This window comes from Plantibacter sp. Leaf314 (assembly GCF_001423185.1).
GTDB lineage: Bacteria > Actinomycetota > Actinomycetes > Actinomycetales > Microbacteriaceae > Plantibacter.
Window position 1 is genome coordinate 2,082,108 of sequence record NZ_LMOB01000001.1, and the last position, 15,379, is coordinate 2,097,486.

Sequence of the window (15,379 nt, forward strand, 5' to 3'; positions counted from 1 at the left end):
GGGAGCGGGGAGCGGGGCCGACTCGGTGAGCCGGCCCCGCGGGGACTACTTGACCGAGAAGCCGCTCTTCTTCAGGTCGTCGATGGTGATGGACTGCATCGCGGCCACGGCGTCGGAGAAGGCCTGCGCGGTCTTCGCCTCGGCCGCTTTCGCGAACTCGTCGTTGTACGCGCTGAAGGCGACGTTGACGTTCGGGCCGTAGGTGAACGGCGCGACCGACTCTGAGGCCTTCGACGCGATGTCGTAGAAGTCGCTCTGCTGGCTGAAGAACTCCGGCGACGTGGTGAGGGCGTCGGCGGCGACCTTCGTCGCGGCCGGGTAGACGCCCGAGACGTCGGCGAGGGCCGCGACGGCCTTCGGGTCGGTGTTCAACCAGGTGGCGAACTCGACGGCGGCGGCCGCGTGCTTCGACTGCGTCGTCACCGCGGTGGACGAACCACCCCAGTTGCCGTTGGACGGCTTCGAGGTGTCCCACTGCGGGAGTTCCGCTGCGGTCCACTTGCCCGCGGTGTCGGGAGCGTTGCCGCCGAGGACCCCGGGGGCCCAGACGGAGGAGATCCAGCCGACCTGCGAGCCGTCGTTCAGTCCGGCGTTCCACTCGGGCGTGTACATCGGCTTGTTGTCGATGGCGCCCTCTTCGACGAGCTCACCCCAGTAGGACGCGACCTGCTCGGTCGGGCCGGCGTCGATGTCGACGCCCCAGCTGTCGCCGTCGATGGACCACCAGGAGGCGCCCGCCTGCTGCGCGAGTCCGGCGAACCAACCCGCGTCGTTCGCGGAGAAGGTGCCGAGGTACTTCGTCGGGTCGGCCTGGTGCACGGCACGGGCGACCTCGGCGTACTCGTCCCACGTCGTCGGGACGCTGAGGCCGAGGCTGTCGAGGATGTCGGTGCGGTAGTACGCCATCATCGGGCCCGAGTCCTGCGGCACGGCGTAGACCGCGTCGCCGCCGAGCGTCACGGAGTTCCAGACGCCGTCGGAGAAGTCGTCCTTGAGGTCGGCGGCGCCCTGCTCGGAGATGTCGGCGAGGGCGTCGGAGGCGACGAGCGTCGGGATCTTCTGGTACTCGGCCTGGATGAGGTCGGGTGCGCCGCTGCCGGCCTTGATCGCGGTGAGCAGCTTGGTGATGGCCGGGTCTCCGCCGTCCTGCTTCTGCACGACCACCTGGATGTCGGGGTGGTCCTCGTTCCACAGCTCGACGACCTGTTCGAGGTTGGGCGCCCAGGCCCAGTAGGTGAGTTTCACGGGGCCGGACTCGGTGCCGCCCGAGGATGCCGAGCATCCGGAGAGCAGTAGAGCCGTCGTGGCGACCGTGGCGATGCCGATGTGGCGAAGCGTGCTGCGCATTCGTCCTCCTTGTCGAAAGCTGGGGCGCTCTGGTGCGGGGCAGCGACGCTTCGATGGAGAACGTCGTTGTACCTGTGAGCGGTTACAGTTATTCACACCGAGTTCAGCTTGTCAACAATCAGATTGCTCACTCCACTGGCAGTCCGGGCTGTGATAGAACTGGGAGCGCACACAGCCAGGTGATCGATCGGATCCCTCTCGGCCCACTGAGTCACAGGAGACGCAGCATGACCATCGAGCTCGACCCGCTCACCGCCCAGGCCACCTGGATCCCCGGCAGCACCGGCCTCCGCTACGGCGGCGACTACAACCCCGAGCAGTGGCCGCGCGAGACCTGGCTCGAGGACATCGCCCTCATGCAGGCCGCCGGTGTCGACCTCGTGAGCGTCGGCATCTTCTCCTGGGCGGTCCTCGAACCGCGCGAGGGCGAGTACGACTTCACCTTCCTCGACGAGATCATCGGCCTCCTGCACGACGCGGGCATCTCCGTCGACCTCGCGACCCCGACGACCGTCCCGCCCGCCTGGTTCTGGAAGCGGTACCCCGAGGCGCACCCCGTGACCCGCGAGGGCCTGCGGCTCGGCCACGGCTCACGCGGTATCGCGAGCCCCAGCTCCCCCGCCTACCGTCGGGCGGCCGCGGCGATCACCGAGCAGCTCGCCGCGCGTTACGGATCACACCCCGCCGTGGTGCTGTGGCACGTGCACAACGAGTACGGCGCACCGATCAGCGAGGACTACTCGGACGGTTCCGTGCTCGCCTTCCGCGCCTGGCTGCAGCGTCGGTACGGCTCCGTCGCCGCCCTCAACGCCGCCTGGGGCACCCGGTTCTGGGGCCAGGACTACGGCGAGTGGGACGAGATCGACGCCCCGCGGGTGTCCGCCTCCGTCGTCAACCAGACGCAGCGCCTCGACTTCGCGCGCTACACCTCCGACACCCTGCTCGAGTGCTACGTCGCCGAACGCGACATCATCAAGCGCCACGCGCCGGAGGTGCCGGTCACGACGAACTTCATGGCCACCAACTGCCGGTCGATCGACTACTGGGCCTGGAGTCGCGAGGTGGACATCGTCGCCAACGACTACTACCTCGTCGCCGAGCGCGCGGACAACCACATCCTGCTCGCCCTCGACTCCGACCTGACCCGCTCCCTCGCCGGCGGCGACCCGTGGATCCTCATGGAGCACTCGACGTCGGCCGTCAACTGGCAGCCGCGGAACATCGCGAAGCGCGCCGGTGAGCTCGCCCGCAACAGCATGAGCCACCTGGCCCGCGGCGCCGACGCGATCCTCTACTTCCAGTTCCGTGCCTCCCGATCCGGTGCGGAGAAGTTCCACTCGGCGATGCTCCCCCACGCCGGCACCGAGAGCCGGATCTGGCGCGAGGTCGTCGCCCTCGGACAGGACCTCGGCCGCCTCGACGAACTCGTCGGCTCTCGCGTGCGGAGCGAGGTCGCGATCCTCTGGGACGTGCAGTCGTTCTGGGCCCAGGACCTGGAGTGGCGCCCCTCCGTCGAACTCGACCACCGCGAACGCGTCGAGGCCTACTACGCCGCCCTCTGGCGGGCCGGCGTCACGGTCGACTTCGTCCACCCGCACGCCGACCTGAGCGGTTACCGCCTCGTGCTCGCGCCGTCGTTATACCTCGCGGACCGCGAGACCTCCGAGAACCTCACCCGCTACGTCGAGGACGGCGGCAGCTTCGTGGTGTCGTACTTCTCGGGCGTCGTCGACGAGCACGACGCGGTGTGGGAGGGCGGCGCGCCCGGTGCATTCCGCCGGGTGCTGGGACTCTCCGTCCCCGAGTTCCTGCCGCTCCACGAGCACGAGACCGTCGAGCTCGACGACGGTCGCACCGGATCGAGTTGGACCGACGACATCGTCCTCGAGGGTGCGGAGGCCGTCTCCTCGTACCGCTCCGGACCGGCGGCCGGGAGCCCCGCGGTGACCCGCAACCGCTTCGGCGCGGGGACCGCCTGGTACGTCTCGACGAAGCTCGACGAGGCGGGGCTGTCGGAACTGCTGTCCGAAGCCCTGGAGCAGGCAGGCGTCGACGCACCGCCGGTGCCAGCCCTCGGGCTCGAGGTCGTCACCCGCTGGGGCGACGAGGCGTCGTTCACGGTCGCGATCAACCATGGCGACACGGACGCGGAACTCGTGACCGACGGGACCGTCGAACTGCTGACCGGCGACCCGGTGGTCGCGGGCGCGGTGCGGATCCCGGCGGGTGCCGTGCGGGTGGTGCGGACGCCGCTGCGCGGGTAGGGCGGCGCGGCGGGGACGCCCCCGCCGCGTACTGGTCATCTCGAATGTCAGTGGTCCGTGGTGGACTGGAGTCATGACCGAGACCTCCACCACGCTCCCGCTGCGCGCGGTGGACGTCTTCGAGGAGCAGCTCGCGGCGCTCTCCGACGAGTTCTCCACCATCGCGCGCGAGCGTGCCGCACTCGACGCCCGGGAGGCTCGCCTGCTGGCCCGGTCCGCGGCCCTCGCCGACGCGATGGCGGACAGCCTGGTCTCGCACGACGAGACGCCCGCACAGCGGAAGGCGCTCGTCCGTCGGTCCGCCTGCGCCGCACTCGCCATGGCGACGCGCTCCTCGGAACACACCGTGCAACGGGCCACCGGCGACGCCGAACGGCTCGTCGCCGATGCCCCGGCGGTGCTCAGCGCATTGGAGGCCGGCCGCATCTCGGGCCGTCACGCGCGGACCATCACCGATCAGCTCCGAGACATCCCCGCGCACGGTCGCGCCGCGTTCGTGGAGAGGATCCTGCCCATCGCGGAGCAGTCGACCGTCGCGCGGCTGCAGCAGCGGTGTCGAGTCCTCCGCGAGCGCCTCCACCCCGAGTCCATCACGGTGCGTGCGGCCCACCGCCGGGTGGAGGTCGAGCCCGCGGCCGACGGCATGGCGTGGGTGCACCTGTTCACCACGGCACCCGTCGCCATCGCGATCGGAGAACGGCTCGACGCGCTCGTCGGCGCGGCCCACCTGACGGACGACGACCGCACCTGCCAGCAGCTGCGTGCCGATGCGCTCGGCTCGCTCTGCGTCAGCGGCGTCACCACAACCGACCAGACCGACCACCAGGGCCGACGGTCGCCGATCGCCCGGCCGGTGGAGGTGCTCGACGACCTCCAGCCGACGGTGAACCTCACCGTGCCCGTACTCAGCCTCTTGGGGGTCACCGAGACCCCGTCCATCCTCGACGGCTACGGCCCGATCGACCCCGAGACCGCGGCGAGGCTCGCGGTCAACGCGCCCTCGATGACGAGGGTGCTCACCCACCCGGAGACGAGTTCGGTCCTCTCGGTCGGGCGGCAGCAATACCGCGTGCCCGCGGATCTCCAACGGGCGGTCCGCCTGCGAGACGTCACGTGTCGGGCACCCGGGTGCGGGCGGCGGGCACGGGTCTGCGACCTCGACCACTCGGTCGCCTGGGCCGACGGCGGAACGACGAGTGTCGGCAATCTGGCCTGCGTGTGCCGACATCATCACCGGCTGAAGCACCTGCCCGGGTGGTCGCTCGACCACCGGCCCGATGGGGTCCTGGATTGGACGACACCTGACGGCAAGCGGCATCGGACGGTACCGGACGCCGATCCGCCGTTCTGAGCGAGAGCGTGCCCTTCGACAAGCTCAGGGACCGAGGTGCCCGCGTTCGGCGTGCCCTTCGACAAGCTCAGGGACCGGAGCCCGGTCACCGAGCTGCGCCGCACTGAGCCTGTCGAAGTGTCGAGGTGCGTGCTACTTGTCGTGCTCGGCGAGCCAGGCGAAGGACTCGGCGACGCCGCCGAAGATCTCCTTGCTGTAGCCGTCGAACTCGACCACACGGGTCGCGTGCGGCGCGGCGGCGAGGATCGCCGGGATGTCGACCTGACCCTGGCCGGCGGGCTGCTGGTTCGCGAACGCCTGCGCGAGGGCGTCGGGCACGACGAGTGCGCTCTCGCTGCTCGGCAGTGCGGTGGCGATGTCTCCGGAGATGATGCCGTCCTTGATGTGGAGGAACTGCACGCGGTCGCCGAGCGAACGCAGGAACGCGGGGGTGTCCGCACCACCGACGGTCGACCAGAAGGTGTCGATCTCGAGGACGACCTCGGGCGACAGCTGCTCGACGAACAGCTCGAAGATGGGGCGGCCGTCGACGTGGGTCGAGAACTCCCAGTTGTGGTTGTGGTAGCCGAACTTCAAGCCGGAGGCGGCTGCCTGGACGGCGAGCTCGTTGACCCGCTCGGCGAGGCGAGCGGCGTCGTCCGCGGTCTGCCAGCGGTCGGTCGGGATGAACGGGTCGATGACCGTCCCGATGCCGAGCCGCGAGGCGGCGTCGAACGCGACGGCCGGGTCGGCGGCGTCGATCACGGGTGCGTGGCCGGACGGTGCCGTCACTCCGGCGGCTGCGAACGCCGTCTCGAACTCGGCGGCGCGCTCGACGAACGCGTAGGGCTCGACCTTGGTGAAGCCGATCTCGGCGATGCGGGCGACGGCGCCCTGCAGGTCCTCGGCGATGGCGTCGCGGACGGTGTACAGCTGCACGGACGGTGCGCTCATGGGTACTCCTTCGTAGCTTCGGGCGGGCACCGAGGGGCGGCCCACCGCGTCACCGACGCCGGTCGGACCGCTTCTGTCGACAGATCGACAAAAGTACCCGCGCCGAGTCTATCGACCCAGGCTGGGCGCGAGCGAGCCGATGCCGCCCCGCCGCTACTTCTCGGAGCGCTTCAGGGTCTTCTTGACCGCGCGCTCGGCGAGGACGGTCACATAGTCCTGCACCGGTCGTTCGGCGAGCGCGCTGACCTCTTCGCGCACGAGCGCGCCGATCCGGGCGGAATCGACCCCCGAGTACTTGTCGCTCAGCTTCTCGGTGAGCTGACGGATGATCTCTTCGTGGTCGATGTCGGTTGCCATGCCTCCAGTATCGGCCCACAGGTGTTGTCCGGGCTGTGAACCTCGGCTTCCGTCCGCCGCTGTTCGCACGCCGGACACCTCCCGGCAGTGCCCCGTTCACCCTCCCCGTCGGACGCCCGTCGGAGCTATCCTGACCGCGATGTCGATTTCCCCATCCGCCGTTCGACGTCGTAGTGAGGCGGGCGATCGCGCCCCGGAAACCAGGAGAAGACGATGTCGAAATACATGCTCATCATGCGCAACAGCGGATCCGTCGAGAAGCTCGAGGACATGGACTTCGAAGCGGTGATCAACGCGATGGGCGCCTACAACGAGTCGATGATCGCCGCCGGCGTCATGGTCGGCGGTGACGGCCTCACCGACGCGGCGCAGGGTGCCGTCGTCGAGTTCACGACGGAGGCCCCGATCGTGACCGACGGCCCCTACGGCGAACTGCACGAACTCTTCAACGGGTTCTGGACCATCGAGGTCGCGACCCGCGAGGAGGCGATCGAGTGGGCCAGCCGCGCGCCGCTCGCCCCCGGCAACAAGATCGAGGTGCGCCGCATCACCGACATGTCGGACTTCGCCGACCACGCCGACAACGAGTACCTCCAGAAGGAGGAGGAGTGGCGCGCTCAGGAGGGCACCCCGAAGCCCGCTGCCGACCCGGCCTGAGCCCGGCACGACCATGACCGACGACGCCGTCCGCCGCAGTGTCGAGGGCGTCTGGCGGATCGAGAGCGCCCAGATCGTCGCGACGCTGACCAAGCTGACCGGCGATCTCGGGCTCGCCGAGGACCTGGCCCAGGAGGCGTTGCTCGAGGCCCTCGAACACTGGCCACGCGACGGGGTGCCGCGCGTCCCGGGTGCCTGGCTGACCATGGTCGCCAAACGGCGGGCGATCGACGGCTGGCGGCGGCGCGCGGCTCTCGACGAGCGGTACCGGGCGATCGCCCGTGACCTCGAGCAGGTCGGTGACGACGACTGGGAACCGATCGGAGACGACGTGCTCCGGCTCGTCTTCACCGCCTGCCACCCCGTGCTGTCGCGGGAGTCGCAGGTGGCGCTCACCCTCCGGGTGGTCAGCGGCCTGACCACCCGCGAGATCGCCCGGATGCTCCTCGTCCCGGTGCCGACCGTGCAGGCGAGGATCACCCGGGCGAAGCAGACCCTCGCGGCAGCAGGCTCCCCGTTCGAGGCGCCGGACCCCGCCGAGTGGCGCCAACGGTTGTCGGCCGTGCTCGGCGTCGTGTACCTCCTGTTCACCGAGGGGTACGCGGCGACGAGCGGGTCGTCGTGGATCCGCTCCGAGCTCGCGAACGAGGCACTGCGACTCGGTCGTCGACTCGTCGCGCTCGTGCCCCGCGAACCGGAGGCGCACGCCCTCGTCGCCCTCATGGAGTTCCAGGCCTCGCGCTTCGCCGCCCGCGTGGCGCCCGACGGCTCGGCGATCCTCCTGGCGGACCAGCACCGCGACCGCTGGGATCGCGCACAGATCGTCCGCGGCTCGGCGGCACTCGACCGGGCCGACGCACTCGGACGAGGCCGGGGCGCCTACGGACTCCAGGCGGCGATCGCGCAGTGCCACTCGGTCGCCCCGAGCGTCGCGGCGACGGACTGGGAGCGGATCGTGATCCTCTACGAGGCGCTCGGCAGGATCGCCCCGAACCCGGTGGTCGAGCTCAACCGTGCCATCGCGGTGTCGATGGCGACCGGCCCGGCGACCGCCCTCCGCATCGTCGACGCCCTCGCCGACGACCCGATGCTCCGTGGCTCACACCTCCTCCCGAGCGTGCGCGGGGAACTGCTCGCGCAGCTCGGTCGCACCGAGGAGGCACGGTCGGAGCTCACGACCGCCGCCCACCTCGCGACGAACGAGCGCGAGCGCGACGTCCTCCTCCGGAAGGTCGCCGCCCTGCCCGCGTGAGGTTCGGTTCAGCCCTTGGCCGGCACCTGAGCAGGCGCCTGGGCCGGTACGTCGAACCGCTGGCCCTCCGGCTTCGACGGCAACAGCACCATGACGAGCACGATCACGCTGCCCACCGACGGCACGAGGGTGAAGAAGTAGTACGTGCCGGGGAAGCCTGCGTCGTGGAGGCGACGCCAGGTGAGCGCGAGGCTCGGCACGAAGAGCGCCACCCACGCGATGAGCAACAGGACCACCCCGACGATCAGGACGATCACGCTGACACCGATGCCCGTGGCACCCAGGTCGACCCCGTCGAACTCCCCGGTGTACCCGTTGTCGTACCGGGACTGCTGCTGCACGGCCGTCGTCGTGGCGGTGACCGCGACGAGGGCCGCACCGATGGTCACCAACAGCGTCGGGATGAGCATGACGAGGGTGGTGAACAAGCTGGCCCACCAGTACTCGCTGAGCGATGCACGACCCGAGAAGTCCGCGTACTGCTTGAAGAAGCGTCGCCTCGCCTGGCTGAACGTCGCGCCGTAGAGCGGCAGGGACAGGTCGTCCGGCGAGGTGGCCCCGCGAGGCGCGGGTGCCTGGTACTGCGGCTGGCCGTAGGGGGCCTGGCCGTACTGGGGCTGGCCGTAGGGCTGCTGGCCGGAGGGGGCTTGGCCGTACGGCTGCTGGCCGTACGGGGCCTGACCAGAAGGCGACTGAGGGTTCGGAGGATACGTCATGGCTGCTTCCGGATCGCGGGTCGAGGTGACACCAGTATGGCGTCACCCGACAGCTGAGGCCGAGTGGATGCCGCCCTTCGACAGGCTCAGGGACCGGAGGGGGAGCTCAGGGACCGGAGAGGGAGCTCGGGGACCGGAGAGGGCGACAGGCCCGGGGAGCGGAACGCTCCCCGGGCCTGTCCCACGGATCAGCCGAGCGGTCCCGCCGGTCCGCGCTCGAGCGGCGTGCGTCCAGCCCGCTGGCGGGCGATCAGCACGGCGGCGGCTCCGAGGAGCACCGCGAGGGCGGCGAGGCGGCCGAAGGTACCGGCCTCCTCGGGCACACCGGTCGACGCGATGGCGTCCGGCGTGCTGGCACCCGGCGTGATGACGGTCACCTGCGCCGTCACCTCACCACCCGGCAGGACCAGGGCGAGCGTGTGGACGCCGGCCGTGATCGTGTACGGGACGGTGAACACCGCGTTCGCCGTGCCGTCGGCACCCACCGTGAGCGTGCCGAGCGTCACCGGCGTCGACCGCAGCTCGACGCGGAACACCGCGCCCGGCTGGGCTCCCGTCAGCGACACCGGCAGTGCTCCGCCGGGGGCCACGCTCGTGACACCGAGTCGCAGCACCTCGTCACCGGTCAGCGAGCCGCTCGGCTCGCTGGGACCGGGTGTCGGCTCCGGGTCGACCGGGGTCGGCGTCGGTTCCGGCGTGACGGGCTTCGCCGGGACGTCGACGGAGACGGACTCCGAGACGTTGCCGGCGACGTCGGTGGCACGGACGGCCACCGTGGTCGCCGCATCGCCGACCGCGACCGGCGCGGTGGACGTGGTCCACGCCCCGTCGCCGACCCGGACCTCCGTGAACGCGACACCGGAGTGTGCGTCCTCGGCGGTCACCGTGACGGTGCGGGCGGTCTGGTCGACCGTCGCTGCGGCCGTCGGGACGGTCGCATCGCGCCGTACCTCGACCACCGACGGCTCCGACACGTTGCCGGCGGCGTCCGTGCCACGGAAGGACACCGAGGTGACCCCGTCCGTGCTCACGACGACCGGGCCGGTGTACGCCGCCCACTCGCCGGTCCCGACCCGGACCTCGAGGGTCGCGATGAGGTCGCGATCGTCGACGGCGGTCGCCGAGACGCTCACGTCCTCACGGAACCAGCCGGAGGCGGGTCGCTCGGGGGTGACCGTGGTGGTCACGACCGGGGCGGTGACGTCCGGGACCGGCTGGTCGGCCGCCTCGAACACCTGCCACTCCTTGATCCCCAGGCTGCCCTTGCCGCTCTCGGTGCCACTGGCCTCGAGGAGCAGACGCAGCTTCGTCGTCGTCACCGGGGTGAAGGCGACCGTGTTGAACGCGTCGACCTCGGTCCCGTAGGCGCCGAGCGCCTCGACGTCGACCCACGCGCCGGTGCCGTCTCCGGCCTCGGCGTCCCAGTACTGCGCCTTCCAGGATTCCGGCACCTCGATACCGAGGCCTGCGTCGTCGAGGTTCGAGACGAAGTACGCCCCGGTCTCGCCGACGGTGACCGCCTCGGCCCAGTCGTACTGGACCCACTGCTGACCGATCTGCGGCCACGCGCCCCAGACGCTCGCGTTGTCGTTCGGCGTGACGTCACCCGACGAGGTCGGAGCGACGTCGTCGTTCAGGCCGTCGACCGTGTTCCAGGCGGCCGTGAACGAGGCCGTGGGGACGGCTCCGATCGCGACGTTCCGGCGCAGCTGACCGTCGCTCTTCGGCACGACGACGCTCGTCTCCGCGGAGACGTTGCCGGCGGTGTCGGTGGCACGGAGGTGGACCGTGGTCTCCTCCAGGCCCACGAGGACCGCCTTGGTGTAGGGCGTCCACTCCGGCGCATCACCGATGCGGACCTCGATGGAGGCGAGGCCTGAACCGGCGTCCGTCGCGGTCGCCTTGACCGTGCGGGCCGCAGCGTCGGCGACCGGGGTCACCTGCGGTGCGGTCGCATCGATCCGGACGGCGACGTCGGCAGCGGCGGAGCGGTTGCCGGTGGCGTCGGTCGCGCGGGCGGCGACGGTGTGGACACCGTTCCCACTCACGGCGATCGGGCCGGTGTACGGGACCCAGGCGGCGGCATCGATCGACACCTCGACGACGGGCGCCGAGTCGCGGTCGTCGGTCGCGGTGACCGAGACGGTCGCCGGTCCCGTGTGCCAACCCGAAGCCGGGGCTGCCGGGTCGACGGTGAGCGCGACCACCGGAGCGGTGTCGTCCTCCTCGCCGCCGCCGGCACCGACGGTCACCGTGGCGGTGGCCGACTTCACCCCCGGGATGGCCGAGTCGACCGTTCCCGTGACCTCGAAGACGCCCTCGGCCGCGTACGCCGCCGGGTCGACGGTCGCCCACGTCACCGACAGGTCCTCGCGGGACCCGTCGTTGTAGAGGACGCCGAGTGAGGCCGGTAGGGCTGGGGCGACCCCGGCCGCGGTGGTGACCGCGACGGGATCGACGGCGTTGATCTGGCCGGGCGCGGTCGTCCGCACCCAGACGGTCGCCTTCGCGGGCACCGCTGAACCGGTCACGAGACCGACGACGGCGAAGCTGCCCTCGCCCGCGACCTGCTCGGGTGGGATGGACGCCCACGAGACCGGGAGGTCGGCGTGGCTGCCGTCCGCGAAGGTCGCGTCGACCGTCGCGGGCAGCGTCGGCACGACACCGGTGGTGGTGCGCACGTCGATGGGTTCGATCGCCGTCGGGGCGACCGCGAACACCTCCCACTCGCTGACCGCGACACCGGCGTACGGGTCGGCTCCGGTGCCGGGACCGGCCGCGCTCAGCACGAGGCGGAGCTTGGTCGTGGTCACGGCGTCGAACTCGACGGCGTTCGGAGCGTCGCGGTCGACGCCGTACGCGGACGCGCCCGTGACGTCGGCCCAGGCGTCGCCCGTCCAGTACTGCGCCTTCCAGGCCTTCGGCACGTTCACACCGGAGCCCGAGGAGGGGTTCGTCTGGTCGGCCCAGAACGACACCGTCGCGGAATCGACCCGGACCGGGTTCGCCCAGTCGTACTGCAGCCACCTCGTGGCCGGACGACTGCCCGACCAGGTGCCCCAGACATCGGCCTGTGATCCACCGCTGTGGAGCACGGTGCCGTCGTTGACGGCGTTCACGTTGTTCCATCCCGCCGTGAACTCACCGGTCGGCGTGGCCTCACGGGCGACGTTCTGGCCACCCGCGGACACCGCGCCCTGGACCACGAGGTCCTTCGTGCTGGTGAGTTCGCCGTCACTCGCGGTGAGGCGCAGCGTGTACGAACCCTCCGCGGTGAAGCTCGCGGTCGTGGACGCCGAGGTGGCGTCGCCGAAGATGACGAGACCGTCCTGCGGCGCGTCGACCACGCTCCACGCGGAGGTCACGTCGCCGAGCGGCAGGCCGTCGTCCTTGACCTCGCCGACGAGCGCGAGCGTGCCACCGGCCGAATTCGCCTGGTCGACCCAGGCGTTCACCGAGGGAGCCTGGTTGGTGGACGCCGGTGCCTCGACGCCGGTCGCGAAGAGTTGGAGCTCCTTGACCCCCGTCTTGAACCCGGCGGCGTGGTTGACCGTCAGTCGCACGGCGTCGCCGCTGACCTCGGGGAACTGGACGTGGTTGTAGTTGGCTCGCGGGTAGACGGGGCCACGGGCCTGGGCCGGGATCGCCGTCCAGGTGTCGCCGTTCCGGACCTCGAGCGAATAGGTCGCCGGCTCCGAGTATCCCTGCACGGTGGCGGTGGAGGAGGAGTTGTAGAAGTACACCCGGGCGTCGTCGAAGGTCTTGGTGCCTCCGAGCTCGACCACGAGCGAGTCCTTCGCGTTCGGCGACCCCGCGGTGCCCCAGAAAGGCTCATTGGCGGTCGTGCCGTCCACCGCCGCGGTGGCGGGGCGGCTCGGCGCGGAGAAGCTCGCGCTGACCTCGGCACCCTCGGCGGCGTTCGCGGATCCGGCGCTGGCCGGGTCCACGTCGGCGCCGGCCTTGGCGAACAGGTCGACGACCCGGTCACCGGCGGCGAAGGAGACGTCCTGCGGCGCCTGCAGCGAGGCCGTCGTCGAGGACAGGACGGTGACGTCGTCCGCCACCTCGACCGCGCCCGTCGCGGGGTCGTAGACGACCTTGCTCAGGGAGTCGATGGTGAAGGCGAGCTTGCCGTCGAGGAACACCGAGTAGCCCTCCGGGACGCTGTCGCCGTAGTGGCGCTCACCGCCCGGCGCATCCCAGGTGATCGTGAGGTCCTGGTCGCGGAAGGCGATGTTGTTCGCCGTGAAGTGGTCCCAGTCGATGTCGATCGGATCGAGCTCGATCTTCGCGTCGCTCCGCGGACGGAGGCCCATGGTGTCCTCGATCATCGTGAAGTTCGTCGCGCCGAGGATCGTGTGGTGGATCCAGGAGCGGTAGCCGATGTTCTGCGGGTCGGCGTCGCCGTCGGACCAGAACTCGTTCTGGTCGGGCAGGCGGTTGTCACCACCGTTCTGGTAGTGCGACCAGGCGTTCCAGTACAGGAGCTTCTTGTACCACTCGGCGTCGATCGCCTTCGTGGGGTAGTCGCGCAGCACCTTCGCCAGCATGCGGAACGTCACGGTGGAGTTGATCACCGAGAAGTTGTTGCTGCCCGGCCCGCCGTAGTCCGCCTGGTCGGCCTGGTTCGCCGTGTAGAAGGGGAAGATCGGGTACTGTGCGTCGTCCGCGAAGAGGTCGAGCGCCTTGACGTAGTCGTCGGCGTAGTCCGCGTCACCCGGCTTCGGCATGAGGCCGACGGTGAAGGGGTAGAAGTTGTTGATCTCCTTCCACTTCGCCAGCTTGCCGTCGGACGTGAACCGGTGCTTGAGGACCTTCGCGTCGGCGTCCCAGAGGAGTTCGACGACCTTGTCCTTGATGCCCTGGGCGAACTCGTCCATCTCGACGGCCTTCGCCTCGTTGCCGGCCGTCCGGTAGGCGGCGGCTGAGGCGAGCGCGTTGGAGTACAGGTACGCGTTCTCGGTGCGGTCCATGGAGGCGTTCGGGCGTTCGTGGAACGACACCGCGTCGGCGTCGTTACCCGTCATCGCACCCCAGTTGTAGTCGATGAGGCCGCTGTCGTCGGTGTCGTAGGCGTCGAGCAGGCCCTTCACGTCGTCCTCGGCGTACTCCGCCAGGTTCTCGGCGATCGCCGTCGGTCCGCCGTGCAGCTGGTACGAGCGCCACGCGGCCTCGGAGATGTACTGCGTGTAGCTGTTCGACCAGTTGGCCGGGTCGCCCGGGTTGTCGACGAACTTGTAGCTCTTCGAGGTCTCTCCCGCCGACACCCACGGGCCGTAGGAGTAGATCGGGTTGCGGAAGTACTTGAGGTCGTCGATGAACATGCCCGTGGTGAGCACGATGGCGTTGTTGTACCCGAGCACGCCCTCCATCGAGGTGGGGAACTGGTAGTCGTTGCCGGGGATGTCCGCGTCGAGGAAGTTGAAGCGCATGAGCCACCAGCGGTAGTACAGCGTCTTGTCGATGTTGTCCTCGGGCGTGTCCAGGAAGGGCACGTTGTCGGCCCACCACTGGTTGTACGCGGTGACCTGCGCCGTGTACGAGGCGTCGGGCGCGAGGCCGCGGACGGCGTCGTACTGCGTGCGCGACTCGGCGATCTCGTCGGTGACGAAGCCGAGCTGCACCTTGGTGGAGACGGTGCCGCCGGCCGGGACGGCGAGGCTGGTCGTGATGCCGCCGCCGTCCGGGGTGAAGCCGTCGCCGGAGAGCCGCGGGAAGATCGTCGTGAGCTTGTTGGCCGCCGTGACGACGCCCGTCAGCTCTTCGCCCTCGACGGTCGTCGTGTAGGCGGAGGTCGCGGTCAGCTGCACGGTGTGTGCGCCGTTCGTGCTGCGGACCTCGAGGCCGGTGACGGCCACGTTCGCGTCGGTGATGTACTTCGTCTGGACGACCTCGATCCCGGTGGCGGCGTGACGGTGCACACTGCGCCAGTAGCTCGGCGTCTGCACGCGGCTCGCGGTGTCCTCGGTGAGGGTGACGTCGGTGCCGTCGACCTTGGCGGTGATCGTGTACGCCGCCTTGCCGTCGATGGCCTCCCAGTAGGCGACCTGACCGCCGAAGCCGAGCTTCGAGGGGTCGTGCTCCTTCATGAAGACCGCGCGCCCACGGCTGAACAGCCACTGATTGTCGTCGCCGAAGCTGCCGGTGGTGCCGGTGCGCTGGAGCATCCGGTCCATCCAGAAGTCGGGTCCGCCGAGGGCTCCGGCTCCGGCTGCGACGTCCGCGTCGAAGATGGCCTGCAGTTGGTTGCCGGCCGTGTACCCCGTGCCGGTCGCCGGGATGGGGGTGTCGCTGCCCGAGAACGTCGGGTAGCCGATGTCGGCGTTCGCGGCTTGTGCCGGCGCCGTGAGGAAGGTCGTTCCGATGACAGCGAGGACGGCTGTCGCCGCGATCCCGCCGCGCCATCTGCGCGACCCCCGCTCGGGGGTGGTGTGCTGTGTTCTGACCACGCTGTCTGATTCCCTCTCGTCGGTGAGTAGGACACTCCCGGGGAGAGTATCGG

9 protein-coding genes are annotated in these 15,379 nt (G+C 70.2%); 4 read left to right on the forward strand and 5 right to left on the reverse strand.

Features of this window, described 5'->3' with window-relative positions; all coding sequences use genetic code 11:
* Positions 1–45: 45 nt before the first annotated feature.
* A complete protein-coding gene (locus ASF68_RS09870) occupies positions 46–1,347 on the reverse strand; it encodes an ABC transporter substrate-binding protein (protein ID WP_056009769.1) in 1,302 nt (433 codons plus the stop codon).
* 227 nt (positions 1,348–1,574) lie between these two features.
* Here ASF68_RS09870 and ASF68_RS09875 point away from each other — a divergent pair, with 227 nt between their 5' ends.
* Together ASF68_RS09875 and ASF68_RS09880 are read left to right on the forward strand one after the other, a co-directional pair.
* On the forward strand, positions 1,575–3,611 hold the full coding sequence (locus ASF68_RS09875; protein WP_056009771.1) for a beta-galactosidase: 2,037 nt from the start codon (positions 1,575–1,577) through the stop codon (positions 3,609–3,611).
* Positions 3,612–3,684: 73 nt separating this feature from the next.
* Positions 3,685–4,962, forward strand: a complete 1,278-nt coding sequence (locus tag ASF68_RS09880) for an HNH endonuclease signature motif containing protein (protein ID WP_056009773.1) — start codon at positions 3,685–3,687, stop codon at positions 4,960–4,962.
* A 132-nt stretch (positions 4,963–5,094) separates the two neighbouring features.
* On the opposite strand, the gene ASF68_RS09885 is transcribed toward ASF68_RS09880, so the two are convergent.
* Together ASF68_RS09885 and ASF68_RS09890 are read right to left on the reverse strand one after the other, a co-directional pair.
* A complete protein-coding gene (locus ASF68_RS09885; protein ID WP_056009774.1) occupies positions 5,095–5,895 on the reverse strand; it encodes a sugar phosphate isomerase/epimerase in 801 nt (266 codons plus the stop codon).
* A 153-nt stretch (positions 5,896–6,048) separates the two neighbouring features.
* Positions 6,049–6,252, reverse strand: a complete 204-nt coding sequence (locus ASF68_RS09890) for a three-helix bundle dimerization domain-containing protein (protein ID WP_056009776.1) — start codon at positions 6,250–6,252, stop codon at positions 6,049–6,051.
* Positions 6,253–6,465: 213 nt separating this feature from the next.
* On the opposite strand from ASF68_RS09890, the gene ASF68_RS09895 reads away from it, so the two are divergent.
* The gene (locus ASF68_RS09895) at positions 6,466–6,909 is read left to right on the forward strand and encodes a YciI family protein (RefSeq protein ID WP_056009778.1); all 444 of its coding nucleotides are present in this window, start codon (positions 6,466–6,468) and stop codon (positions 6,907–6,909) included.
* A gap of 13 nt (positions 6,910–6,922) precedes the next feature.
* Complete coding sequence (locus ASF68_RS09900) at positions 6,923–8,161, forward strand: RNA polymerase sigma factor (protein WP_056009780.1); 1,239 nt, start codon at positions 6,923–6,925, stop codon at positions 8,159–8,161.
* Positions 8,162–8,169: 8 nt separating this feature from the next.
* On the opposite strand, the gene ASF68_RS09905 is transcribed toward ASF68_RS09900, so the two are convergent.
* Both ASF68_RS09905 and ASF68_RS09910 read right to left on the reverse strand, forming a co-directional pair.
* Entirely contained in the window at positions 8,170–8,877 is a 708-nt protein-coding gene (locus ASF68_RS09905) for a DUF805 domain-containing protein (RefSeq protein WP_056009782.1), read from the reverse strand.
* Positions 8,878–9,065: 188 nt separating this feature from the next.
* Entirely contained in the window at positions 9,066–15,326 is a 6,261-nt protein-coding gene (locus tag ASF68_RS09910; protein WP_235526779.1) for an OmpL47-type beta-barrel domain-containing protein, read from the reverse strand.
* Positions 15,327–15,379: the final 53 nt, after the last annotated feature.

Excerpts from the sequence above, each read along its gene's own strand:
- ASF68_RS09870 (WP_056009769.1), bottom strand. The coding sequence starts at position 1,347 with ATGCGCAGCACGCTTCGCCACATCGGCATCGCCACGGTCGCCACGACG.
- ASF68_RS09875 (WP_056009771.1), top strand. The coding sequence starts at position 1,575 with ATGACCATCGAGCTCGACCCGCTCACCGCCCAGGCCACCTGGATCCCC.
- ASF68_RS09880 (WP_056009773.1), top strand. The coding sequence starts at position 3,685 with ATGACCGAGACCTCCACCACGCTCCCGCTGCGCGCGGTGGACGTCTTC.
- ASF68_RS09885 (WP_056009774.1), bottom strand. The coding sequence starts at position 5,895 with ATGAGCGCACCGTCCGTGCAGCTGTACACCGTCCGCGACGCCATCGCC.
- ASF68_RS09890 (WP_056009776.1), bottom strand. The coding sequence starts at position 6,252 with ATGGCAACCGACATCGACCACGAAGAGATCATCCGTCAGCTCACCGAG.
- ASF68_RS09895 (WP_056009778.1), top strand. The coding sequence starts at position 6,466 with ATGTCGAAATACATGCTCATCATGCGCAACAGCGGATCCGTCGAGAAG.
- ASF68_RS09900 (WP_056009780.1), top strand. The coding sequence starts at position 6,923 with ATGACCGACGACGCCGTCCGCCGCAGTGTCGAGGGCGTCTGGCGGATC.
- ASF68_RS09905 (WP_056009782.1), bottom strand. The coding sequence starts at position 8,877 with ATGACGTATCCTCCGAACCCTCAGTCGCCTTCTGGTCAGGCCCCGTAC.